We start from the raw sequence: 25,608 nt of genomic DNA, 5'->3' as shown, positions 1-25,608 counted from the left end.
TAAAATGTCCAAAGGAGAGCTATTCAAACGAGTTATATTCATTACCATTGGTGCAATAATGATGGGGGTTGCACTTGAAAAATTTCTAGTTCCCTATAACATTATTGATGGTGGAATTGCTGGTATTTCGATTATGCTGTCGCATCTTACCTCACTGCCATTAAGTATTTTATTGTTTATTATTAACATTCCATTTCTCATTTTCGGCTACAGACAATTGGGCAGAGGCTTTGCATTTTCTACGTTATATGGCATTGCAGTTATGTCGATGACAACGGCGCTGCTCCACAATTCTGGCCCGTTTCCGGATGATAAACTATTAGCAGTACTATTTGGTGGTATGGTGCTTGGTATGGGAGTTGGGCTCGTTATACGCTATGGAGGTTGCTTGGATGGGATTGAAGTAATTTCCATTTTAATATCGAAAAAGTTCAAAGTTTCGGTTGGTAATATTATTATGGTATTTAACGTAGTTATATTTGTTATAGCGGGCTTTGTATTCGAGTGGAGCTCAGCGATGTATTCGATGGTTACCTACTATATAGCGATAAAAGTGATTGATATCGTTGTTGAGGGCTTGAATGAATCGAAGTCGGTCATGATTATTTCTACGAAATATGAAGAAATATCTCAACTAATCGTTGATCGTCTAGGTCGTACAACGACGCTATTACATGCATCGGGTGGTTATTCTAGAGTGGATACGAAAGTAATTTACTGTGTCGTCTCACGTATTGAACTTTCCAAATTAAAGTCGCTCGTGCAAGTAGCAGATTCCAATGCATTTATGGCAGTTGAATCTGTAGCAGATGTAGTAGGCGGCAGCTTCAGAGAAACGGCACATTAATATAAGAGGATATTCAAAATCTCCGACGGTGATCACGATGATTATGCTGACAGCCGAATATTTTGAATTTTTATTGTAATTAGGGGATATCTCGAATTTTTATGGAATAATGAAAGAGGTTGATACTGCATTCAAACTATGCAGTATCAACCTCTTATTCGTTTAACGACGTTATTTCATGATGATAGTAGATCGATTACATTGAACGATGTAATGCTGCTGGCTTCGAATGACCTTTATCGTTGACGCCAAATAGAAATAATAATGCTATTAGCATTCCAACTGCTGCTGCGTAGAACAGGTAGGAGTATCCAAGTAAGTCGACAATAAGTCCCATTAATGGCGGAGAAGATAATGCAGCTAATGATGAGGCGATGTAGTATATTCCTGTACGAGTACCGATACTACTCTCCTTCCCTAGTGCAATAACGAATGGATAGGAGTTAATGTTAATTAATGCCCAGAAAATACCGCCTACGAGCAGTAGTACTCTTAATGTAAGTAAAGAGTCAACATAAGAAATAGCAGAGAAAACGATAATAAGTCCGATAACGCCAAACATGATCGTACTCTTTTTACCGTATTTATGACCTAAGTAGCCTGCAGGTATAGCGGCTGCAACAAATGCTAACGAGAAAAAGGCCAGCGAGAACGATGATTGTGTATCTGACAAATTAAGTTCTTTTCTTCCGTATAGTGTAAATAACGCTTCGATTCCTTGGTATGAGAAAAACCAGAAATAAATAGCACCTAGTAGGAATAGCGTTGGCAATGTCCATTCTTGAGAGTAAGTAGATAGATCTTGTTTCGCTTTTGCCAATAGTACATGAGCTCTTCCCCATACACGTTCATGATTGACTGCTGCTTGCTGCTGTGGAATTTGTGGAGTATATTCAATCGCATCACGACGTTCACGAATAAATACAATTAGAATAACTAAACTCATTAATGTAAGAACAGAAGACGTTAAAAAAGGTAATGCAATATGCTGATCATAAAGTGTAGAGCCTACAGTAAAGGCAAATATTGAACCAATACCACCCATTAGATTAATAATTCCATTGGCTTGTGTACGTTTGCTTGGTTCAGTTATATCGGGCATGAGAGAGACGGTTGGTGAACGATAAAGGCTCATCGATAAATTCATAAGTACCATAAATAAGATTAATAAAGAAAAGCTTGTATGTATCGGTATTAAGGCACAAAATATAGCTGCAAGTGGCATTCCTATAAGAAGATAAGGCATTCGTTTACCGATTTTTGTATCGGTCTTATCACTTTTCCGGCCAATGAGTGGCTGGAGAAATAAACCGAAATAATTATCTATCGTCATTAGAAATCCAACGAGCGTCGCACTTTTTACGATGTAGTTATCTAGAAATAATGGGACGAAAGCATTATATAATCCCCATGTTAGACTAATACTGAAAAATCCGAAGCCAAGCAGCCAAGTTTTTTTCATAGATTCAGCCCTTTCCGTGTAAAATTTGATGAAGTCGGTCTGGATAATCGGTAATAATACCTGATACACCAGCAGCAACAAAATTCTTCATTTCTTGTTCGTTGTTAACGGTCCACACATTGTAGATTTTATCATTTTGCTTTGCCTCTTCTACCCATTCTGGCATTACTGCATAGCGAGGAGCATGTAATGCATCTGCTTGTAATGATGCGGCATAATCCCATGGGCGATATAAGCCTTCCATATAGAGAATTCCTGTAGCAATCGCTGGATCAATTTGCTTGCAAAGTGCTAATGAGTAGTGATTGAAGTTGGAGATAATGACATCATCTTGAAGTTCGTATTCGTAGATTTTATCAATCACTTTTTGTTCAATTCCATGGTAGAGAAATACGCCACTTTTGATCTCAATATTTAATTTAAGCTGAGATTGCTTGGCAAGCTTCATCAATTCATCTAAAGTAGGAATCTTTTCAGCAGCAAAGCTTTCAGCGAACCACGAGCCAGCATCAAGCTGTTTAATTTCAGCTAATGTTACATCTTTTACATACTTATCTACACCTGTTGTACGTAGTAAACTTTCATCATGGATGAGGACGAGTTGACCATCAGATGTCATCTGAACATCGGTCTCAATTCCAGTTGCGCCAAGCTCAACAGCCTTCGCAAATGAAGCCATCGTATTTTCCGGGCAATAACCGCTTGCTCCGCGGTGTGCGTAATTCATTGTCATTGGTATAATCTCCTCAAAGATAGAGTTTGTTACATGAATCGTACCATATACAATAACGCTTTCAAAGTTAAACTTTTATTAAGTTAGTGGCTAGTAGCAAGCAGATAACATTTAATAAAATGATATGAAAGAGGAGCGAATATGATGAGTGAAATGATATTAAAAGTAGATGGAATGAGCTGTGGTCACTGTGTGAATTCAGTTGAGAAGGCGTTGCAAGCAATTGGTGCAGAGGCTAATGAAACAACACCCAGCAACGTGTACGGTACGAGTACACAAGCGGTCAATGCCGAAGCTTCAAATGAAAGTTCAAAAAGTGGACTTTCAGAACCGAGCAGTTGAGACGCTACTTGAGAAAGGCGGAAGCGCAAGTGTACGTAATTGGTACACGCGAACCGTACTTTCCAAGTTCGTTTCAAATGCAATGCCGAATAAGCTACGAAGCCAATCATCGTTATCAAAGTCCGCTTTTTGAACTTCCTCTAATGTATTTCTTCCTAAATAGTGGCAATACTATTATGGGAGGGATCACTATGAATGAAGTATTTGAACTTACATATCGGACACTAATTGCTCTGTTGGTCATGTTTACACTTACGAAGATGTTAGGTAAGCGCCAACTTTCAGAAATATCATTGTTCGGATATATCTCGGGCATTAGTATCGGGAATCTAGCTGCTTATATCGCGCTAGAAAATGACCGTGCGTGGGGTTTAGGCATTATTGCTTTAATTATATGGGTTGGTGTTACAATGATATTAGAATATTGGACCCTAAAAAGTAAAAAGATGCGTACCGCCGTTGACGGTAATAGACGGATGCTCATAGCTAATGGTATCGTGCTTAAGGAAGCATTACACAAAGAACGATATACGGTAGAAGAGCTACTTGAACGATTAAGAAATAAAGATATCTATAAGATATCCGATGTGGAAAGTGCATCGATAGAAGCCAATGGAGATATAAGTGTGTTTTTGAAGCAAGACTTTAATCCACTGACGCCCAATATGCTAGGAATGAAGATTGCGACTGAGAAAGAGCCGATGACCTTGATTGTTGATGGCTCAATGGAATTAGATACAATGCGGCAAAATGGTATAACTGAGGTCTGGCTTAAGAAGCAATTGGACACTGTTAATTTAAAGTATGAAGAAGTATTTATTGCTCAGTACACGATAGATCAATCACTATCATTATTTACACTTGATCATCGAACGATTGAAGTGAATTTGCAAAGTGAGCAACAGCAAGCCGAACAAATAAATTTAGAAGAGATTAAGATAGGCTTGCTCCAAACAATCGCATATCTCGAACAATTGGCAAAGAAGAAGCAAGGTTAATCCTTAATTCTTCTTTGCTTCCTCTGTTTTTGAAGCATAAAACTATATTAATAGTAGAAACACAATCAAAGTAGCTATTTATTTCTGTAATCGTTCAATGATGTCGGCATAATTAACCCATTGGCAAATTGATGCTGTACGAGAATATTGAATTGCTTCAAATAGGGATCTAATGGTTTGTCACCCCAAGCTGCTTGTGCGAATTCATCCATATAGAACATAAAATTCAAATTAGCGGATATATGCACTTCTTCAACTTCCGGAGCAAGCTCAAACACTTTATTAGCGATCGTTTGTTTGAAGCGATCGGTAAGTTGTGTATTATCATTAACGGATATAAAATTTTTAAATGGGTTATTGGTGATCGTATTAGGCGCTTTATTATCGAATGGCGTTGTATCCTGCCTAATATATTGTTTGGAGCTGGCATAACCCCGGCCTGTATTATCAAGGACAAGAGCTACATAGGCATTTTTGTCAGTTAAAAATACTCGAACAGCCCCTACACCGCCAATTGAACCTAATGCATCTGATATTTTGGGGTTATAGTGAACCGTAGTATTGACATGTTGTTTATCATCGGGATGATTCGTACCGAATGTTATGAACTGTCCTTTTTGTGCTTGCTTAGCTTGTGAGCTGCCATAATCTGAATCATCTAGTTTTTTGCTGTAGCGTTCAATTTCACTACTGCATCCAGCTGTAAGTAGTAATAACACGAAGCAAAATGTCGATAGTAGCCTCATACTTCTCATCATACACTCCTCCAAGCGATTGTTAGATATATAGCTATTGTTTCATTAAATGAATAGAAAATATTCATCGACTTGACATACATAATTGACCGTTTGTAATGGAAACGTTAACTAATAGCATAAAAAGCAAGAAAAGGGTGTTAAAATCAAGTCATATAATTCCATATACTGAGGTTTCATAAGGTTGTGGCGGCTTTAAGAACAATTTGTGAACTTCCTGTGGAACATTGACAAAAGGTTGTCACAACTTTATATTTAATAAAGTGATTTAGAATGCAATAATTGTGAAACATCTGTGTTGTGTTATACGCAGCAGACTATTTGCCACATACATAAGGCTGCTGTGAAAACGTCAAAAGTGGGGTTGATTAATAATGAAACGGTGGCAATTTGTAAAACGCCTAGCGCCTCTGATGGCCTTGTTGGTGCTTGTGCTATCAGCTTGTGGAAGAGAGGATGTATCAACGCTTAATCCTCAAGGACCTGTTGCTCAAGAACAACTTAACTTGATGATAATTTCTATTACCATTATGTCGATAGTTGTTATAGCAGTGTTTGCGATTTCAATCTATGTATTGATTAAATTCCGCAGACGTAAGGGTGACAATACGATTCCTAAGCAAGTGGAAGGTAACCACAAATTAGAAATTATTTGGACAGTTATTCCAGTTATTATGTTAGTTATTTTAGCTGTTCCAACATTGACATCCGTATTTAAATTATCGAATGATTATTCAGAAGACCCGGATGCATTACATGTTATTGTAACTGCGCATCAGTATTGGTGGGAGTTTGAGTATCCTCAATTAGGTATTAAAACAGCTCAGGAGCTAGTAGTTCCAACGGATAAAGTAATTTCGATTACTGCATCTACAGCTGATGTCATTCACTCCTTCTGGATCCCGGCATTAGCGGGTAAGATCGATACGAATCCAGATGGAAACGTGAACAAAATGTACTTTGAAGCCCCAAAAGCAGGTGTTTACTTAGGTAAATGTGCTGAACTATGCGGAGTATCTCATAGTTTGATGGATTTCAAAGTAAAAGCAGTTGAACCTTCTTCATTCGAACGTTGGCAGAGTGCAATGACTGGTGCGGTAGCATTACCAACTGATTCGGAAATTGCAAGTGCATTTGAAAGCAAGTGCTTAACATGTCACGCAATTGGTCAAGATGGCGGCTTCAGTATGTATCCTAACTTAACGGGTATTGGTTCTCGTGAAAGTGTTGGTGGTATTCTCATGAACGTCGAAGAGGGCGAAGCAGAGTATACATATGAAGACACTGTATATAACAATCTATACGAGTGGATTAAAGATCCAGAGAAACACAAACCAGGCAATCAAATGTCTGACACGTACACACTTACTGAAACAGAGCTTGAAGGTATTGCAGAATACTTGACTAATCTAAAGCTTGATTTTGAGTAAAACACAATCATCGGTGTAAAAGGAGGTACCTACCTTGGCTCATGCTAATGCGCATGCGATTAAACGTCGTACAGGTCTTATGGACTGGCTTACAACGGTTGATCATAAAAAGATTGGAATATTGTATTTAATCGGGGGAGGATTTTTCTTCCTAATAGGTGGACTTGAAGCGATACTTATTCGTCTTCAATTAATGTTTCCACAGTCTGAAGTAGTATCTGCACAGTTTTATAATGAGTTAATTACGATGCATGGTACTACAATGATATTTTTGGCGGCAATGCCGATTATATTTGCTCTAATGAATGCCATTATTCCATTGCAACTAGGGGCTCGTGACGTTGCGTTTCCATTTCTTAACGCATTAGGCTTTTGGACATTTTTCTTCGGTGGAGTTTTACTTAATGTGAGTTTCATTGCTGGTTCTGTACCTGATGCAGGTTGGACAATGTATGCTCCATTATCTGGAACCCAATATACACCGCATCACGGGACGGATTATTATGTCGTTGGATTGCAAATTGCTGGTATCGGTACGCTAATTGGTGGTATTAACTTCTTAGCTACGATTATCAATATGCGTGCTCCAGGTATGACATTTATGCGTATGCCGATGTTTACTTGGGCTTCATTCATTACATCAGCTCTAATTCTGTTTGCTTTCCCAGCTCTTACAGTTGGTCTAGCAGCACTAATGTTTGACCGTTTATTCAGCGGTAACTTCTTCAACCCGGCCGCCGGGGGGAATGTCGTATTATGGGAGCATATATTCTGGATCTTCGGTCACCCAGAAGTATATATTCTAATTATGCCGGCATTCGGTATTATTTCCGAGGTAATATCAACATTCTCTCGTAAACGTCTATTTGGATACAGTTCAATGGTATTTGCAACGATATTGATCGGTTTCCTGGGCTTTATGGTTTGGGCCCATCATATGTTTACAACTGGTCTTGGACCGGTGGCAAACGCCTTGTTCTCCGTAGCTACGATGTTAATTGCAATACCAACAGGTATTAAAATTTTCAACTGGCTATTTACAATGTGGGGCGGTTCCATTAAATTCACATCGGCTAGCCTTTATGCGATCGGCTTCATTCCAACGTTCGTAATGGGTGGAGTTACAGGGGTAATGCTTGCAGCAGCTCCTGCTGACTATCAGTACCATGACTCTTACTTCGTCGTTGCCCATTTCCACTACGTAATCGTTGGTGGTTTGGTGTTAGGAATTTTCGCAGGTCTACATTACTGGTGGCCAAAAATGTTCGGACGTGTACTGAATGAAACACTTGGTAAAATTACGTTCTGGATATTCTATATTGGATTCCATCTAACATTCTTCGTACAGCATTTCCTTGGTCTAATTGGTATGCAGCGCCGAGTGTGGCAGTACCTAGATGGTATGGGCTTCAATAACATGAACTTCATTAGTACAATTGGTGCAATTATGATGGGTATTGGTACAATTCTATTCCTAATCAACGTTGCAGCATCATTCAAAAAACCAAGAGGTTGCGCGAACGATCCATGGGAAGATGGCCGTACACTAGAGTGGACGATTCCTTCTCCAGCACCTGAATATAACTTTGCTCAAACTCCACTAGTTCGTGGCTATGATGCATGGTGGCATGAAAAAATGGAAGGTAATACAGCAATGACTCCAGTTGAACCAATTGGACCAATTCATATGCCGAATTCTTCTATTCTTCCATTTATAATGGGTATTGGCTTTTTCGTTACTGGATTTGGGTTCTTGTACTCCGAGGATTGGGGTAGTCTAGGATTCATTTCAGTTGGTCATGCTATAGGTATTATTGGCTTACTTATTGTATTTGGATGTATGGGACTTCGTTCATTGATCGACGATCATGGATTCCATATTGAAAAGGATGAAATTCTTAAGGATCAGGGGGTTAAATCATGAGTTCACATTCACATGTAGAAGATCAGCTACCTCATGAGCCAGAAAGAGCTACGCTCGAAGGTCGTAATAAGATTACTGCCTTCTGGTTATTCCTTGGCGGTGAGACTGTACTATTCGGTACATTATTTGCAGCATATTTAACACTTCGCAATGAGATTAATGGTGGTAAGACAGGCGATGAGCTATTCGACTTCGCTTTAGTTGCCATTGCAACAGCGCTACTACTTACATCAAGCTTAACGAGTGTGTTCGCATTACAAGCGATGCATGCGAATAACAAAAAATCATTAATTAATTGGCTAATTGCAACAATGGCTCTAGGTCTTGCTTTCCTAGGCTTAGAAATTTACGAGTTCGTTCATTACGCTGGTTTAGGACATACATTTACAGCTAGTGCATTTAGTACATCGTTCTACACATTAGTTGGTTTCCATGGTGCTCACGTAGCTTTTGGTCTATTCTGGGCAGCATCGATTCTATACCAATTGTCTAAACGCGGATTGAATACTACGACAGCACCGAAGGTTTATCTATTCGGTATGTACTGGCACTTTATCGACGTAGTATGGGTATTCATCTTTACAGTTGTTTACTTGATGGGAAAGGTAGGTTAATAAAATGGCGAGTAGTCCAACGGCTTCTAAACATTCAAACGCAAAGCGAACGAGATCGGAAGGTCCCAAAAAGCATATCATTGCGTTTATCTTCTCCATTCTGTTAACATTCACTTCTTTTGCGCTTGTAATGGCTGGAGAAATGAATACTGATTTCGTCTACATCATGCTAGTTGGTTTAGCCATTATACAAGTATTCATTCAGATGGCTTTCTGGATGCATATGAAGGATCGCGGTCACATGTTTGCCATTATTGCAATATTGACCGGTGTCGTAGTCGTATTTACTTGTGTCATTATGGCATTGTATTGGACTAGATGGTAGAATGTAAGTAATATCTAATTAAGTGGAAGAGGGTCCTTAATTGGACCCTCTTATTTTGTCGCTAGCGTCGTTGGTTTGCATAGGAGGGAGCACTGACATGTTTGGATTACAATATTTTACTTTTCAAGCGGTATGGAGTCCAATGTTTCTGTTTGCTACAATCGCAGTCATTATTGCGTATTTGTACATTATAGGACCTTGGCGTGAAAAGCATTTTCCAATGGAAAATAAAGCATCTGGTGTACAAATTGCTTTATTCATCACAGCTGCAATACTGTATTACATAACGAATGGTGGACCATCGAGCTTATTAGGACATATTATGTTCTCGTTCCATATGGTGAATATGGCGATTTCTTATTTGATCGTGCCCCCAATGGTATTAGCAGCCATTCCATCTTTTATTTGGAAAAAAATATTTTCAGCTCCTTTTTGGAAAAAATACAAAGTTCTTATGCACCCAATCGTCACGCTAGTTATGTTCAATATGACCTTCTCGATTTACCATCTTCCAGTAGTTCATGATTATGTGATGACCCATTTCACAGTGCATCGTATATATTATGTTGTGATGTTAATTATGGCCTTTATGATGTGGTGGCATGTTATAACGCCTGTAAAAGAGTGGAGCAAGCTTGCTCATGTCAAAAAGCTGGCCTATATTTTTGCTAATGGTGTATTACTTACTCCGGCATGTGCACTTATTATTTTCAGCAATGAACCACTATTCTCTGTCTACAATGATCCAGAAGTATGGGCTAATGCTATGGGCTATTGTATACCAGGAGATACTAGCTATTTGCTTACGAAATTCGAAGGTCCGCAATTTTTCAATATGTTCACCGTCCTTGAAGATCAGCAATCAGGTGGCATTATTATGAAATTGATACAAGAGGTTATGTATGGTATACTGCTCGGATTTGTATTTCGTGATTGGTTTAACAAAGAACATAAGCAAGATGATCTTGATGCAAAGCTGTTGAATGATGCATTGTTAATCAATCATAATAAATAAGATCAACTAGGGGAGGCCAAGCATTGGAATCAACTGAATTTTCCTTATTACCTGCACTTAGTACCTTCTTTATCGCACTTAGTGCGATACTAGTTGCTATTGGCTGGAAGTTAATATTGAATAAGAAGCGTGAAGAGCATCAAAAAATGATGTTTTGGGCAGCAATAACTGCGATTATCTTCTTCATTATTTATGCTTCACGTACTATTTTTGTTGGTAATACAACATGGGGCGGACCTGAAGAGTTGAAGACGATCTATTTAATCTTCTTATTCTTCCATATTACGTTAGCAACAGTGGCGGCGGTTTTTGGTATCACCACATTGACACTAGGCTATAAGAAGAAGTATTCAAAGCATCGTAAAATTGGTAGAGTAACGGCAGTTATTTGGTTTATTACCGCTATTACTGGTGTGACAGTATACTTCTTACTCTATATATTTTATCCAGGTGGACATACAGAACCATTTATCGATGCATTGTTCAAACAATAGGTGGATGAAGTAAACGCTCCATCTGCTTTTCGAACCTTATTGTAAGTTGAAGTCCAAAGCGGACTTTGATAACGAAGTAGTGCTTTGTAGCATATTCGATTAACACGAGATCCGATAATATTCCTTTGTGGGAATATTATCGGATCTTTTTGTCATCTGGCCCAGAGTATTCAACCGACTGGATAAAATAATTGCGTTTGTATATTAGGAAATTAAATACAAAAAAACTGTTGACAGCATAATACGTCGTGTATATACTGTGTATATAGATATATACAGTATGTACACTCTGCTTCAAATAACGGATTGGAAAAAGTAATGTTTATGCTTCCGATGCAACTTTTCATTGACGAGAAGTATATTATGAAGCGAATGAAAAGTTTTAGGTTATGCTTTCGATGCTACTTTTCATTCACTAGGCAGTGTCTTATGTTTGTATCATGAAAAGTTTTAGGAGGATGTTAGATGAGTTATTGGCAAGGAATACGATTTCTTGTTAAGCAGGATATGAAAAATGCCAGATGGAAAAACTTAACATTTTTAATTTTCATATTATATGTAGCACTATTTACTTACAAAACTTTTAGTGGGGCTGTTGTGGAAGGGATAGAGCTTGATTCTTTTTTTACCGAGTATCTTTTGCTCATCGTTTTCTCAGCAATAGGATTAGTAGCAACACATCTTTATTCATTAGGTGATATGAAGCGAGATTTGCTAGCAGAGCGTCTTATCTACTGGCGGACGTTACCGATCAAGCAAGATCAAATTGTTTGGTCAAGAATTATCGGAGTTACGTTTTACTCGATAGTGTCAATTATACTCTATTACGTATTAATAATTATGGCGATGGTATTATCCGATATTTCATTTGACTATGTCCCTCTTATGTTACATGCATTACAATTTCTAGTGCTATCCTTAGTGTTGAATTTTATTTTGCTATATTGTGAAATGGTGTTCTCGCTGAAAACATATTCATTCATATGTTGGACTTATCCCTTTGTATTTCTAATTTTAGTCGTACTGTACTATGTAGTAGGTAGTTATAGTCTAATTGAAGCAATGGATAAATTAGCGGAGCAGCAGCCTTTGATCACATCGATTGGAAGTTTAGTCGTAATGGTAGGTTCGATCTGGTTAGCGCATAAAATGATTACCCCAAAATTCCGAAAGAGAAATATATGATTACTATTAAAGCAGGTGAATATTGATGCGGCTTCCAATACAGATTAATGAACAAAGTGCCGAGCCGCTATACTATCAAATTGAGGTACAACTTAGAGCATTGATCATTAGCGGGACATTAATTGCAGGTACACTACTTCCGTCTATACGAGAATTTGCTTCTCAATTGAAGTGTAGTGTTATTACTATTAAACGTGTATATAGTGATCTTGAGAATGAAGGTTTACTCCGAACGAAGCAAGGAACAGGGACATATGTATCATTAGTTGAAGAGCAATCTCGAGAAGAACAGAAACAATCTGTCGTAGTTGAAGCGATTGATCAGCTTTTTGAAGCAGCGAAGCGTGTGCAATGTTCTAAGGATGAGCTCGAACAATTACTTAAGGAACGAATCGAGCAGTATGAGTTAGGAGGATAGAGATGGAGAAGCAAGCGATTGTCGTTGCCGATATGAAAGTTAGAAGAGATAGTTTTACGCTTGGTCCACTGCAATTAACGATTCCAGAAGGGTATGTTACCGCAATTGTCGGTCCGAATGGATCAGGAAAAAGTACTTTATTCAATTGCTTGATGAACTTTATGAAGCCTGAGAGCGGAACGATAACGATTTTGGGCCACCAGCTGGGATTGGAAAACGATGATGAACTCAAGCAAAGAATAGGCTATATGAGTGAATTACCATCTACCTATGATGAATTTATGAGGGGCTCAGATAAAGCGAAATTCAATGCAAAATGGTATCGTAACTGGAATGAGACGACGTATCAGGGATTACTATCATTGCTCAATGCGAAAGATGACGTTCCATTGAAAAAAATGTCCAAAGGTACGAGACGTAAGTTTGAACTATGTCTAGCCTTATCCCATCAGCCGGATCTATTACTACTAGATGAGCCATCCTCAGGGCTTGATCCGATTGCTTGGAAAGCAATGATTGAAACATTACATCAATATATGGAATCAGGTAGTAAGACCATATTAATGGCAACACATATTGTTGATGAAGTAAAACGCTTGGCAGATTACATTATATTCCAGTATAATGGTAGAGTACTAGGCTTTTACGAGAAGGATGAATTACTGCAAAGTTGGGCCACTTATTTCATAGAAAGTACGGATAAGCAATTAAGTGAGATTAGACATGTTTCAGGATACGTTTCGCATAAAAATAGTAGTGGTCAACATCTTGAAGTCATTGTCTCTAAAGCATGGGAAGCAGAGCAATGGTTTATAGAGCGAGACATTAAAATTCACACAAAGCAGCTATTAGAACTAGACGACATATTGCTGCAGCATATCAATCAGGTTGGTCATTTTTCAAATTAATGTAGAGGTGGGAAAATTGTGAATCCATTAGTAATTAACAAAGTATATAAACAGTATGCTGACAAAACTGCAGTTAACGGAGTACAATTTGAAGTTGGTCGTGGTGAAATTTATGGGCTATTAGGAGCCAATGGTGCTGGTAAAACAACGACAATGCGTATGATTCTTGGACTAATTTATCCGGATCAAGGACATATTCAATATAATGGAAAGCCATATGACAAATCACTATTGAACAATATTGGCTATTTGCCTGAAGAGCGTGGTCTGTATCCGAAAATTAAAGTTAGTGAGCAGCTGGTCTATCTTGCACAGCTGAAAGGGATGTCAGCGAAAGATGCTGATCGTAGCTTGAAGGAATGGTTGGAACGTTTCGGTGTTCCTGAAAATTACAATAAGCGTGTTGAAGAGCTATCCAAAGGTAATCAACAAAAGATTCAATTTATATCAGCTATTATTCATAAACCACAATTCCTTATAATGGACGAAGCATTCAGTGGTCTTGATCCTGTTAACGTAGAGCTATTGAAAGCAACAGTGAAGGAATTACGTGATGAAGGGGCAAGTATCGTATTCTCCACTCACCGTATGGAGCATGTTGAGGAGCTATGCCGCAATATTACAATATTACATCGTTCGAATGAAGTAGTAAAAGGCAATGTGAAAGAAATTAAGAGTCAATTTCCAAAGGAAAAAGTGTTACTTACTACAGATAAAGAAGTAAAAGGACTTGAAAAGATTGAAGGTGTCAAAGCCGTTCATCATCATGAGAATGGCCTTGAAATTGAAATTGAGCGCGAAGATGCTGCGAAACGTATACTGCATCATGCATTATCACAATCAGATGTTCAACACTTCCAATTAAAAGAACCTACTTTGAACGAAATCTTTATTAGATCGGTTGGTGAAGCAAATGAATAATTTCATGACAGTAGTTCGATTTACATTATTCAATAAATTAAAAGGTAAGCCATTCCAGATTTCTACGCTTATTTTCTTAATTATTATTTCTGCAGTTATTCATATTCCATTCATTATTTCTCAATTTGATTCAGAAGACAAAGTGAAAACGATTGGCTACGCGCAAAGTACGGATAATGAGTTAGCAGCAACAACAGGTAAGCAGCTACAGGAACATTTTACTGCTGTTGGGAACAGTAGCTTCGAATTCAAAGGCTTTGCATCTACAGGTGATGCCGTTAAGGATGAAGAACAGCTGAAGAAAGCATTGAACGACGGTGAATTATACAGCTATATCGTATTTGGTGAAGTAACGGATAGTGGTTTCCCTGAGATCGTGGTTAAGAGTGAGAAGCTAATGGAGTTCTCGATTGCCTCTCAGATTGAGACGGGACTTCAAGTCATTAGACAACAAAGCATCTTATCTCAGTCAGGTCTTACGGAGGATCAATGGAAACAGCTCCAAGCGCCTATCGTTATTGATTCTGTACAAATAGGTGCTGGTACAACAGGTGAAGCAGTAGGTAAAGATGAAACAGAGCAAGGCGTTAATATGATTTTGATTAACTTCATTATTGTTTTCCTATTCATGGCAGTTATGATCTCTGGGCAGATGATTGCTTCCGAAGTTACAGCTGAGAAAAGCTCTCGCGTAATGGAAGTACTCATTACAAGTGTGTCTCCACTGACAAGTATGTTTGGTAAAATAACAGGAATGTTCTTACTTGTTCTGTCTCAACTAGCACTATACATTGGCGTTGGATTAATCAATCTTAATCTACCACATAATAAAAGTGTACTTGAAGGATTCGATATTGATCTTTCACTAGTTGATCCAATGCTACTCGTATTCGCGGTACTATATTTCTTAACTGGATTCTTCTTATTTGCAACACTTTATGCAGCTTTAGGTTCTATCGTAAGTAGAACAGAGGATTTGGGTCAAGCGGTAATGCCGATGACATTTATCTCAATGGCTGGTTTCTATATCGCGATCTTCAGCATTTCAACACCAGATAGCATGCTTGTGAAAATCTGTAGCTTTATTCCATTGTTCTCACCATTCGTTATGGTATTACGTATTGGATTAACAGATATTCCAACGTGGGAAGTGCTACTATCACTAGGTATTCTAGTGATTACGATCTACTTGACAGTATTGCTATCCGCAAAAATTTATCGCACTGGCGTATTGATGTACGGTAAACGTCCAAGCTGGAAAGAGCTTCGAAAAGCGATGAAAGCTTATAAGATCTAATTGGTGTAGTGAATTATTGTGGGTAACGGTTATAAATGAGACTGGTTATATCTATTACTAGGAGACCTGCATACATTAATAAAGAAGGATGGTACAACATGCTAGAACAATTTTTACAAGAGTTGCAAGATTCAAATCCAATATTACAATTCATTGGTGTTATGATTGTGGCAATGATCCCATTTATCGAAGGATATTTTGCAGTACCTGTTGGGATTGCGATTGGATTCTCTGCAGTGATGACGATAGTAGCTGCAATCGTTGGTAACTGGATTTCAGTTATGGTTGTTATCCTAGCCAGTGATCGTGTTAAGCAGTGGCTACAAAGTAGAAAAACATCTGAACGTAAACAAGAAAAGCAAAACAAACGTTTAGAACGAGGACAGAATCTATTCCATAAGTTTGGTGTTCCCGGAGTGTCACTCATTGGTCCGTTGTTGATCGGGGACCATCTAGCTGCTTTAATATGTATTGCCTCAGGTGCATCGAAACGATATGTGATTATTTGGCAAACGATTGCTATTGTAGTATGGGCTGTTGGAATGGGGATTTTAGTGCTGTTAGGAATTAATATTATAAAGTAAAAACGCTAATTTTAGTCAATGCTGCTGTTTACGAAAATATTTGAATGTTAAAAAGAACCCTTGATTATTATGTAATCTAGGGTTCTTTTTCTATAAGTACGGAAGGATAACAAAACCGTATTCTTTAATTCCTCTAATGTCCACAATCGTTTGGGCATATTCACTTTCTCGACTGTTTAAAATACCTTAGAAAATAGTTAGTATCGGTATAGATAAATTAATTAAATGACATATTCTTATAAAATTGTTATAATACAAACGAGTATCGATGACCAAAGCATAGTTCAAGCGATGAAAATTAGAAAGTATATTACTCGTATAATCTACGCTTACTAAATATAAGTTAAGTACAACGCCTATACGGTAATAAGATTGCTGATGAAACAATATATTCTAAGGGTGAGCAGTATGTCATTGTTCTTTAGCTTTTTTAAGCTTGCGTTTAAGGAGAAGTATACGTATAGATTTGATTTTTATGTTTCGATTTTATCAAGTATGCTTGTTCTATTTATTCAATTCAATGTTTGGCAAGCGTTATACAACAATCAGCCCTCTATTGATGGTGTCTCTTTAAATCAAATGCTTGTGTACATATTGATATCAACGATTATTGTAAGATTAACTCAATCTACGGCGGTCAATCAAATTGGTTCGAAAATTGAGACTGGTGCTATTATTTCTGATTTTATGAAACCTGTTAATTTTAAGAGCTATATATTGGCAGAAGATTTAGCTAACAATCTCTTTCGCTTAATCTTCACATCATTACCAATTTCACTTGTAGCCTTTTTTATATTTGACATCCAAATTTCTACTAGTTTTCACACTATACTAATAACTATTGTTAGTGTGATTTTCGGAGTTTTAATCGCTTTTTACATTTACTATATTTTTGCCTTAACTGTTTTCTGGTTAGAAACATCATGGTATATCCCCTTTTTAATAACGGCCACATTTACATTATTTTCAGGCTCACAAATTCCCATATGGTTTTATCCTAGCTGGTTAGAACAATTAACCTTATTTTTACCGTTTAGATTCACCATATTTGAACCTATTTCAATTTTTCTAGGTCGTTATACGTTCACGGAGTCGCTTTATGTGTTTTTTTATCAACTTTGCTGGTTAGTTGGTCTTTATATCATTGAGAGGCTTTTATGGTTAAGAGTTCAACACAAAATAGTTATACATGGGGGATAAGAGATGCACTACTTTTCCTTATATTTAGAATTTATGAAAATTAAAATACAGAGCGTTGCACAGTATCGCAATTCTTTTATACTTGGTGTACTTTCACAGTTCGCCATGTATGGCGCACAATTTCTAATGATTTGGATCATTATCGACAAGTTCCAAAACATTAATGGCTGGCTTCCTGAAGAAGTACTATTTTTGTATGGACTCAATCTTGGAACCTATGCATTAGCTGGCTTCTTTTTCAATTCAGTTACTTCTCAGCTTCCTAATATGATTAAAAACGGTACATTCGATGAAGTATTAACAAAACCAGTTAACTCCCTAATTTATTTAGTAAGCCGTGATTTTAATAGTGCCTATATCTGTCATTTAAGTTTATCTGCACTTGTCATTTTTATCGCATTAAATCGATTACATATTTCTTTATCAGCACTTGATATTATGTTCCTTTTAGTTGTTTCAATTGGAGGCATGCTGATTCAAAGTGGTGCACTGCTGTTAACAGCTATACCATCGTTTTGGCTCATTTCAAACTCAGGATTACAATCCATTCTATTTTTTCAAATGACTGAATTTATTCGCTACCCAATCTCTATTTATCATAAAGTAATTCAATTTATATTGACCTTCATTTTGCCATATAGCTTTATTAATTTTTATCCAGCTCAATATCTTCTTAATAAACAAGATCAAGTGTTGTTCCATTCATCATTTCAATATCTAACTCCAATAGTCGGCTTAATTATATTTACAGTTGCCTGTTTAGCTTGGAAGCTTGGAATTAAAAACTATACGAGCACGGGCTCTTAAAGGGAGAGTAAATAGATGAGTTTAATTCAGTTAGAACATGTGACTAAATCTTTTCGTATTCAACAAAGAGCTAGTGGGCTTAAAGCGTCACTAAAAACTTTAATTAAACGCGATTATATGACTAAGCATGCTGTCCATGATCTTAGCTTTCATATTAATAGAGGTGAGCTTGTTGGTTATATTGGTGCGAATGGGGCAGGTAAATCTACAACTATTAAAATGATGACGGGTATCTTAGTTCCTACTAGTGGAACGATAACTGTAGATGGGAGAGATCCTTATAAGCATCGAAAGGAAAATGCTAAAAAAATCGGGGTCGTATTTGGCCAAAGAAGTCAGTTATATTGGAATCTACCAATGGAGGAGACGTTTGAGCTATATAAAAAAATATATAAAATAGAACAACATACTTACAAAAGAAATGTAGACTTTTACGTTGAGTTACTTGAGATGAAGCACTTCTTAAGAACACCAGTTAGACAGCTAAGCCTTGGACAGCGTATGAGAGCTGAGCTTGTTGTTGCATTGCTACATGACCCAGAGATATTATATTTAGATGAACCAACGATTGGACTTGATGTGCATGTTAAGGAAAAAATACGTTTATTTATAAATGAAATTAATAAAACGAAAAATACTACAGTTATTTTAACTACTCATGATATGAACGATATTGATGCCGTTTGTAATCGAATTATTACAATTAATGAAGGTAAATTAATTTATGATGGCTCAATAGACCAATTTAAACAATCGTTCTCAACTGGTCATAAACTCATTGTAGAATTTACAACAACACAACCGCAATTAAGCGATCCAAGACTTAAGCTTATTGATTCTAATGAAAATCAGTTTGTCTTTCTTATTAATAAAGATGATATTAGTATGACTGATGCTATATCCACTTTAGCTTCTACTAACAATATTATTGACTTGAAAATTTCAGAGCCTAATATTGAAGAAGCGGTAAAGAGTTTATTTAGAGTATCTAATAGAGGATAACTCTAAAAGATAAGGTCGTAATGACACCATTAGCATTAAAAAAAACAGTCACCGCTAAGAAGGTGACTGTTTTTTACTTCAAAATGAACTTATTACTTTATTGTTATAATTGTGAGCTATATAGACTGAAGAGGCTTGATTAAGCTAACGAATAGAATAATTTAATAGAAAACAGGAATGACTTTATTTTTCCTTTACTGGAAGCCAACATGTTCCTCATCTGCCTACATACATTTGAAAACGCTTACGACTTAATTGATTCCCTCCGAATCAAGCAATTCTGTGTTTATGAAGGAAGTTACACAGTGATTTAGTAATGAGCTATAACATAATTTATCGGAATTGAAGGGGGATATAATGTTACTAAAAAAGGTCAGAAGTAAAATAGGTGGGATATGGGATCATAAAGGTGTTTTTTATCGAAATAGTATGATTTCTATTTTACTTGCTGCAAGTATTCCAGGATTTATCACTGGATTATTTATATATCAAATTGGTGTGAAGCATATGGAAAAGGATTTAAGTGCTTTACATCATCATCAAATGACGGAGAGAGTTTCCAATATTGATGATCAACTGAATTATTTGGAATTAAACCTTTCTAACTGGGCATTTAACCCACAGTTTGGTTTTGGATTAAGTAATTTGGACTTTGTTTATTATTTTCAGGATACGTGGAATATTACAAAATCTCTTAATATAATGGAAGGTTCCCATCCATTAGTGAAAGATGTAGAGCTATATTTGAAGCGCACTCCGCCAATATTGTTTAAAACGGAATATTATCAAGTTTTTAACGATGAGTTAATACATAGTTATGAAGAAATAGTAGCCGATAAAAGAAGAGTATATTGGGATTATACGAGTGGAGATGAAGCCGAATCACCATTAATGCTTATACATAAGGTTCCAGGTGAGAGTAGCAGCCCAATAGGAGCATTAATCGTAAAATTAAATAGGGAAAAGGTCATTAACTTACTACGAACGATGACCCCTTACATTGAGGGAATAACCTTTCTTATGCAAAATGATGGTAAGGCAATACTATCGGACCAAAATTATGAATTAGACTTACAGAGCCAACTTACAGCACTAATTATTCAGGGTGATCAGCAGAATGGAAGTTTGGTGTATGAATACAAGGGAGAAAGTTATACAGTTTCCTATGGGATTATGAAAAGAATTGCTGAGGAATGGATTTACGTATCAGCGTCGCCAACATCGGCAATCACGTCACCAGTAGTCGTCCTATCTAAATTTATATTGATCATAAGTGGTAGCAGTATATTAATAGGCTTGCTATTGTCTTTCATTGTTTCAAATCGCATGTATTCTCCTATTGTTAGATTAATTAGATATATTGATCCAGAGCGTCTCAATAATAAAAGCGATAAGGATGAATTCCGCTATATTGAATCGATATGGTCCAATGTTGCCAAGCAAAGTTTACTATTGAAGCAAGAAGTCGCTTCGGCACAACCTATGCTGCGAAACAGCTTTCTTATGCAATTGTTGCAAGGACATCTGCAATCTCTAAGTGAAGGCGATTTGCTCAATAGAATGCGGAGCTTGCAATGGAAGGTAGATAAACATTCCTACTATTTTATTCACATCTATCTCATTGGGATGGATTCATTAGACAATCAAATGACATCAAATGATGAGGGGCTTATTACGTTTGCCGCCTATAATATAGCCGATGAGTTAATCTCTGGTCGATTTAGTCAATGTCATGTCATGAACTTTCATAACTTATCAGTAGGGGTTTTTATTATGGAGCCTACAGGGTATGAAATTTATGATACCCTCATTGAGTTTTGCAAGGAAATGACTGAGCTTGTTAATCAACTCTTAAAATTACAAGTTATTACTACCGCTAGCCGTGAAACAACTGAGATTAAAAAAATGGCAAATATATTTATGGAGCTTGAAAGAGCAGCAAGCTATCGACAATTCCGCAATCAAAATCAAATGATATTATTAGAAGCATCGCCGACGGATTTTTCTTTAGATGATATTCAATATCCTTTCGAGCTTGAGTTAGAAATATTACAAGCTCTACGTGCAGGAGAACTGCATGCAGCAGAACAGCTATTGCAAAGTTTTATGGAAATGGGTGCAGGGGATCAACAAAGAGAACGTAATGCACAGCAAAACATTTTACAGCTGCTTGGAAGCATTCAACACATGATGATGCAATCTGGTGTTAACCCAGATAAATTATTCAAGGGGGAAAATATGTACAGTAAGCTTTCACAAATTCGTGATCCGCAGCAAATGCTCAGATGGATTACAAGGAAAGTTATTCTACCTTATATTGAGGAAAGAGCATCTCGTGTCAATGTGCAGCAGCAGAGTACAATTAGCGAGGTGTTGAATTTTATTCATCAGCATTTCCATGAAGATATTTCGTTAGATCAATGTGCTGACCAAGTAGGGATGAACTTCTATGCATTAAGCAAACTATTTAAAAATATAACTGGAGTTAACTTTATTGATTATGTAACTGATCTTAGAATAAATAGGGCAAAAGAATTACTTCGTCAAACTCCGATGAAGATCAACGACATTGCAACAGAAGTAGGCTATCAGCAAAGGTATTTTAATCGTATTTTCAAAAAGCAGGTTGGGCAAACACCTAGTGAATATAGAGAATCCACTTCTTAACAAAAAAATACCAGTGAATCAAAAAAGTGTTCATGCTCCGAAAAGCCTTGTAAATCAAGGCTTTTTTTATGCAAAAAAATATAATTGCTCTGCTACTCAATGTTCGAGATACTACAATCACCAACAAACAAATGGAACGTGGAGGAGGAATCGATAAGTGAAAAACAATATGATAACAGAATCGCTAACGGCTGAACCGGGAGTACCCCAGCAACTTGGTCCTCCGCGCTGGCTACTTCGATTAAAGAGAGATCGCTGGCTTTATCTGCTATTACTGCCAGGATTGCTTTACTTCTTAGTATTTAAGTATTTGCCAATGTGGGGAGTATTGATTGCTTTTCAAAATTTCCAACCTTATGTTGGGTTTTGGAATAGTGAATGGGTTGGGTTTGAACATTTCAAAATCTTTTTCGCAAATCCCGATTTTTTAAGGCTATTAAGAAATACGATGATTCTCGCAGTATATGATTTAGTTTTCTTTTTTCCGGCGCCTATAATAGTTGCCCTGTTATTAAATGAAATACGTATTTCAGTGTTCAAAAGGCTGATACAAACAATGATTTATATTCCGCATTTTATTTCAATGGTTATTGTAGCAAGTATGACTTATGTGTTCTTAACGACACAGGGCGGAATAGTAAATGAAATTATATTTAATATAACCGGCGGAAAAATCAACTTTTTAGCAGATCCAGCATGGTTTAGACCGATGATTATTTTACAAATAATGTGGAAGGAAACAGGCTGGGGAACGATTATATTTTTAGCTGCGCTGGCTGCAGTGGATGTAGAGCAATATGAAGCAGCAATTGTGGATGGGGCAACGAGGTGGCAGCGGCTTTGGAATGTTACGATTCCGTCTATCCTTCCGGTCGTTACTATTTTATTAATACTTCGGTTAGGTAACTTTTTAGATAATGGGTTTGAACAAATCTTCTTAATGACCAACTCGCTGAATCGAACGGTTGCAGACGTATTCGATACCTATGTTTACTTTGTCGGAATTACGCAGGGTGCATTTAGCTACAGTACCGCAATCGGATTATTCAAATCAGTTATTGGTATTATTCTAATTTACGGAAGTAACTGGATAGCCAAACGTATGGGACAAGAAGGCCTATATTAACATAAGGAGGTGCATGCTCTATGCTCAATAAGCACGATCAGATTAGCGAACGTTTTTTTGATATTTTTAATTATGTTTTTCTAGCTATATTTGCTTTGATTACGCTGCTTCCTTTTATTTATATTGTAGCGGGTTCATTTGCAACAGAAGCAGAATTGGCGGAGCGTGACTTTTTCTTAATTCCTAGAGATATCTCGATAACTGCGTATCAGTATATCTTTTCAACAAGTACCATATTTCGCAGTATGGGCGTATCTATCTTTATTACAGTCGTCGGAACATTAACAAATTTATTTTTTACTTTGACTATGGCGTATGCGCTTTCACGCAAAGAGCTGATGGGTAGAAACTTTGTTATGAATCTTGTCATTTTCTCTATGCTCTTTAGTGGAGGGATGATTCCATCTTATCTTGTCGTTAAAGATCTAGGCTTAATAAACAGCTATGCTGCCGTTATTTTACCAGCAGCAATTAGTGCCTTTAATCTAATCGTAATTCGAAACTTTTTTCAAAACTTGCCGCCAGGCTTGGAGGAGTCAGCTAGAATTGATGGCTGTACAGATATAGGAGTACTGTGGAAAATTGTTATTCCGCTATCGATGCCGATCATTGCAACCTTTGGTTTATTCTACGCCGTAGGACATTGGAATAATTTCTTCTCAGCATTACTGTATTTGAATGATCATACGAAATGGCCGCTTCAGGTTATGCTTCGCGAAATCGTTATGCTGTCGCAGCTAGCTATTGGAGATATGAGTGCTGATCCCAACTTTGTTAAGCCGCCAGATCAATCTGTGAAGATGGCAGTTATTATAGTAGGTACGCTACCAATTTTACTAGTATATCCATTTTTGCAGAAGCATTTTGCCAAAGGTGCTTTGCTTGGATCTATCAAAGGTTAGTTTATCGCCATGCGATATCTAAATATATGTACTATCATTTTTATATTAAAGGGAGGAAGTTGAAAATGATTGAACAGAAGAAGAGGGTTAATGTAGCAATTATTGTAGTAATGCTCGCATTAGTAAGTGTAATCTTTACGGGCTGTGCAAAAAATTCTGGTACGCCTGAGGTGACTAGCACTACTACTCCGACTAAGGAAGCAGAAGCAAACACACCAATTGAGGAAGCCGTATTGCCGCCTCTAAAGCTAGAGATTATGGTACCTGCTTTCAGTACAGAATTGCCGGATAGCAATTCCCCGGTCATTAAGGCACTGGAGGAATATACAAACACAGAGGTCCATATGCAATTTGTACCAAACAGCTCATACCCGGATAAAGCGAATATTACGTTAGTATCTGGTCAAATGCCTCATTTAATGGTACTTGATCGCAACTCTGCAAGTTATATTAATGCTGCAAGAACAGGGGCTTTTTGGGAAATTGGATCTTACTTAAAAGATTATCCGAACTTAAGCATGGCAAATGAAATTATATTGAATAACTCCTCTGTTGATGGAAAAACATACGGTATTTACCGTGGACGTGTTCTTGGAAGAATGGGCGTAACTGTAAACAGAGATTGGCTTGCCAATCTAAGCATGGCTGCACCGACGACAATTGATGAGTTCTATGAAATGCTAAAGGCGTTTAAAGAAAATGATCCCGATCAAAATGATCAAAATGATACTTATGGTATGGTAATTACGAAATATGCTGGACCATGGGATATTATGCAAACTTGGTTTGGCGCTCCGAATAAATGGGGTGAGGATGCCAACGGTCAATTGCTGCCAGCGCATCTATTCCCAGAGTACAAAGAAGCACTGACATTTTTCAAAAAACTTTACGATGAAGGCTTAGTAAATGATGATTTTGCTGTTATGGATCCCGCAATATGGAGCGATCCGATTATAAATGGTAAAGCAGGGGTTATCGTAGACGTAGCAGACGTTTCTCGCCGTATTGATAATTCAATGCAAGAAAAAGCGAACCGCGATGTTCCATACACGGATGTCTTCCAAGCACCAGTAGGTCCAAAGGGACATCACGATATGCCTACTTCAGGCTATTCCAATGTCATTGCTATTTCAAAATCATCCGTTAAAACGGAAGATGATTTGAAACGCGTATTACACTTTTTAGATCAGATTGGTGATCCAGAAATGCAATTATTGCTTGGCTACGGTATTGAAGGAAGACATTATGAATTAGTTGATGGTCATATTAAAGCATTAACGACTGCAGAAGATACTTCCCTTATTAAAGAAATGGAAAGCATGAATCAAATGCTAACATTTATTGGTCCATTAGCACCTACTATTGAAATGACAACGATAAACAAAAAAATTGATGAAGTTCAAGCTGCGAACGTGAAAATTGTCGTTGGAAATCCAGCAGAGCCATTAATCTCTGAAGTGTATGCGAAGCAAGGACAACAGATGGATAACATCATTGCAGATGCTCGTATTCAATATATCGTTGGTCAAATTGATGATGCAGGCTTAGATGCAGCGATTGAGCTGTGGAAAAAGAATGGCGGAAACGAATATATCGCTGAAATTAATGAGCTTTACGCAGCATCCAAATAGTATAAATTAGTATTAAGAAGC

At 37.2% G+C, this 25,608-nt stretch carries 26 protein-coding genes; 23 read left to right on the top strand and 3 right to left on the bottom strand.

The genetic code is table 11. The features are described from left to right. The first annotated feature begins 4 nt into the window (after window positions 1–4). A complete protein-coding gene (locus AC1TPB_RS03115) occupies window positions 5–847 on the top strand; it encodes a YitT family protein (RefSeq protein WP_482075149.1) in 843 nt (280 codons plus the stop codon). 196 nt (window positions 848–1,043) lie between these two features. Here the strand turns inward: AC1TPB_RS03115 and AC1TPB_RS03110 are convergent, their stop codons facing one another. Then, window positions 1,044–2,309, bottom strand: coding sequence for an MFS transporter (locus tag AC1TPB_RS03110; RefSeq protein ID WP_482075148.1), 1,266 nt, complete (start codon window positions 2,307–2,309; stop codon window positions 1,044–1,046). 4 nt (window positions 2,310–2,313) lie between these two features. Next, complete coding sequence (locus AC1TPB_RS03105) at window positions 2,314–3,048, bottom strand: glycerophosphodiester phosphodiesterase (RefSeq protein WP_482075438.1); 735 nt, start codon at window positions 3,046–3,048, stop codon at window positions 2,314–2,316. 135 nt (window positions 3,049–3,183) lie between these two features. On the opposite strand from AC1TPB_RS03105, the gene AC1TPB_RS03100 reads away from it, so the two are divergent. The 3 genes from AC1TPB_RS03100 to AC1TPB_RS03090 are packed head-to-tail and all read left to right on the top strand — an operon-like array spanning window position 3,184 to window position 4,382. After that, window positions 3,184–3,384 carry a heavy-metal-associated domain-containing protein gene (locus tag AC1TPB_RS03100; protein ID WP_482075147.1) on the top strand — a complete coding sequence of 67 codons (201 nt, stop codon included), beginning with the start codon at window positions 3,184–3,186 and terminating at the stop codon, window positions 3,382–3,384. After that, window positions 3,344–3,517 carry a hypothetical protein gene (locus AC1TPB_RS03095; RefSeq protein ID WP_482075146.1) on the top strand — a complete coding sequence of 58 codons (174 nt, stop codon included), beginning with the start codon at window positions 3,344–3,346 and terminating at the stop codon, window positions 3,515–3,517. The genes AC1TPB_RS03100 and AC1TPB_RS03095 overlap by 41 nt, the downstream gene beginning before the upstream one ends. Window positions 3,518–3,575: 58 nt before the next feature. Then, a complete protein-coding gene (locus AC1TPB_RS03090) occupies window positions 3,576–4,382 on the top strand; it encodes a DUF421 domain-containing protein (protein ID WP_482075145.1) in 807 nt (268 codons plus the stop codon). 74 nt (window positions 4,383–4,456) lie between these two features. Here the strand turns inward: AC1TPB_RS03090 and AC1TPB_RS03085 are convergent, their stop codons facing one another. Then, window positions 4,457–5,140 carry a hypothetical protein gene (locus tag AC1TPB_RS03085; RefSeq protein ID WP_482075144.1) on the bottom strand — a complete coding sequence of 228 codons (684 nt, stop codon included), beginning with the start codon at window positions 5,138–5,140 and terminating at the stop codon, window positions 4,457–4,459. 368 nt (window positions 5,141–5,508) lie between these two features. Here AC1TPB_RS03085 and coxB point away from each other — a divergent pair, with 368 nt between their 5' ends. The 19 genes from coxB (at window position 5,509) to AC1TPB_RS02990 (ending at window position 25,587) form a co-directional block, all read left to right on the top strand. Next, window positions 5,509–6,567, top strand: coding sequence for a cytochrome c oxidase subunit II (gene coxB / locus AC1TPB_RS03080; RefSeq protein ID WP_482075437.1), 1,059 nt, complete (start codon window positions 5,509–5,511; stop codon window positions 6,565–6,567). Between the two features lie 79 nt (window positions 6,568–6,646). After that, window positions 6,647–8,491: a cytochrome c oxidase subunit I gene (gene ctaD / locus AC1TPB_RS03075; protein ID WP_482075436.1), complete on the top strand. Its 1,845-nt coding sequence runs from the start codon at window positions 6,647–6,649 to the stop codon at window positions 8,489–8,491. Beyond that, complete coding sequence (locus AC1TPB_RS03070; RefSeq protein WP_482075143.1) at window positions 8,488–9,105, top strand: cytochrome (ubi)quinol oxidase subunit III; 618 nt, start codon at window positions 8,488–8,490, stop codon at window positions 9,103–9,105. Before ctaD ends, AC1TPB_RS03070 begins: the two co-directional genes overlap by 4 nt. A gap of 4 nt (window positions 9,106–9,109) precedes the next feature. Beyond that, the gene (locus tag AC1TPB_RS03065; RefSeq protein ID WP_482062578.1) at window positions 9,110–9,430 is read left to right on the top strand and encodes a cytochrome C oxidase subunit IV family protein; all 321 of its coding nucleotides are present in this window, start codon (window positions 9,110–9,112) and stop codon (window positions 9,428–9,430) included. A gap of 97 nt (window positions 9,431–9,527) precedes the next feature. Then, window positions 9,528–10,445 (top strand): cytochrome c oxidase assembly factor CtaG, encoded by a 918-nt coding sequence (ctaG, locus tag AC1TPB_RS03060; RefSeq protein ID WP_482075142.1) that lies wholly within the window; start codon window positions 9,528–9,530, stop codon window positions 10,443–10,445. A 23-nt stretch (window positions 10,446–10,468) separates the two neighbouring features. Continuing rightward, on the top strand, window positions 10,469–10,939 hold the full coding sequence (locus AC1TPB_RS03055; RefSeq protein ID WP_482075141.1) for a DUF420 domain-containing protein: 471 nt from the start codon (window positions 10,469–10,471) through the stop codon (window positions 10,937–10,939). A gap of 465 nt (window positions 10,940–11,404) precedes the next feature. After that, a complete protein-coding gene (locus tag AC1TPB_RS03050) occupies window positions 11,405–12,124 on the top strand; it encodes a hypothetical protein (protein WP_482075140.1) in 720 nt (239 codons plus the stop codon). 25 nt (window positions 12,125–12,149) lie between these two features. Next, entirely contained in the window at window positions 12,150–12,542 is a 393-nt protein-coding gene (locus tag AC1TPB_RS03045; RefSeq protein ID WP_482075139.1) for a GntR family transcriptional regulator, read from the top strand. A 2-nt stretch (window positions 12,543–12,544) separates the two neighbouring features. Beyond that, entirely contained in the window at window positions 12,545–13,450 is a 906-nt protein-coding gene (locus tag AC1TPB_RS03040; RefSeq protein ID WP_482075138.1) for an ABC transporter ATP-binding protein, read from the top strand. An 18-nt stretch (window positions 13,451–13,468) separates the two neighbouring features. Then, the gene (locus AC1TPB_RS03035; protein ID WP_482075137.1) at window positions 13,469–14,371 is read left to right on the top strand and encodes an ABC transporter ATP-binding protein; all 903 of its coding nucleotides are present in this window, start codon (window positions 13,469–13,471) and stop codon (window positions 14,369–14,371) included. Window positions 14,372–14,375: 4 nt separating this feature from the next. Then, the gene (locus tag AC1TPB_RS03030) at window positions 14,376–15,668 is read left to right on the top strand and encodes an ABC transporter permease (protein WP_482075136.1); all 1,293 of its coding nucleotides are present in this window, start codon (window positions 14,376–14,378) and stop codon (window positions 15,666–15,668) included. Window positions 15,669–15,766: 98 nt separating this feature from the next. Next, window positions 15,767–16,252: a small multi-drug export protein gene (locus tag AC1TPB_RS03025; protein ID WP_482075135.1), complete on the top strand. Its 486-nt coding sequence runs from the start codon at window positions 15,767–15,769 to the stop codon at window positions 16,250–16,252. Between the two features lie 408 nt (window positions 16,253–16,660). Continuing rightward, window positions 16,661–17,452, top strand: coding sequence for an ABC transporter permease (locus AC1TPB_RS03020; RefSeq protein ID WP_482075134.1), 792 nt, complete (start codon window positions 16,661–16,663; stop codon window positions 17,450–17,452). A 33-nt stretch (window positions 17,453–17,485) separates the two neighbouring features. Continuing rightward, the gene (locus AC1TPB_RS03015) at window positions 17,486–18,259 is read left to right on the top strand and encodes an ABC transporter permease (RefSeq protein WP_482075133.1); all 774 of its coding nucleotides are present in this window, start codon (window positions 17,486–17,488) and stop codon (window positions 18,257–18,259) included. Between the two features lie 15 nt (window positions 18,260–18,274). Next, the gene (locus AC1TPB_RS03010) at window positions 18,275–19,261 is read left to right on the top strand and encodes an ABC transporter ATP-binding protein (RefSeq protein ID WP_482075132.1); all 987 of its coding nucleotides are present in this window, start codon (window positions 18,275–18,277) and stop codon (window positions 19,259–19,261) included. 357 nt (window positions 19,262–19,618) lie between these two features. Beyond that, window positions 19,619–21,928 carry a helix-turn-helix domain-containing protein gene (locus AC1TPB_RS03005; RefSeq protein ID WP_482075131.1) on the top strand — a complete coding sequence of 770 codons (2,310 nt, stop codon included), beginning with the start codon at window positions 19,619–19,621 and terminating at the stop codon, window positions 21,926–21,928. A 169-nt stretch (window positions 21,929–22,097) separates the two neighbouring features. Then, the gene (locus tag AC1TPB_RS03000; RefSeq protein ID WP_482075435.1) at window positions 22,098–23,054 is read left to right on the top strand and encodes an ABC transporter permease; all 957 of its coding nucleotides are present in this window, start codon (window positions 22,098–22,100) and stop codon (window positions 23,052–23,054) included. A 20-nt stretch (window positions 23,055–23,074) separates the two neighbouring features. Continuing rightward, the gene (locus AC1TPB_RS02995) at window positions 23,075–23,956 is read left to right on the top strand and encodes a carbohydrate ABC transporter permease (protein ID WP_482075130.1); all 882 of its coding nucleotides are present in this window, start codon (window positions 23,075–23,077) and stop codon (window positions 23,954–23,956) included. Window positions 23,957–24,021: 65 nt separating this feature from the next. After that, window positions 24,022–25,587: an extracellular solute-binding protein gene (locus AC1TPB_RS02990; protein ID WP_482075129.1), complete on the top strand. Its 1,566-nt coding sequence runs from the start codon at window positions 24,022–24,024 to the stop codon at window positions 25,585–25,587. The last annotated feature ends 21 nt before the right edge of the window (window positions 25,588–25,608 follow it).

The organism is Paenibacillus sp. Y951, from assembly GCF_056786395.1.
Note: the sequence above shows the minus strand (reverse complement) of the source record. Positions and strands in the feature narration are given on the sequence as shown.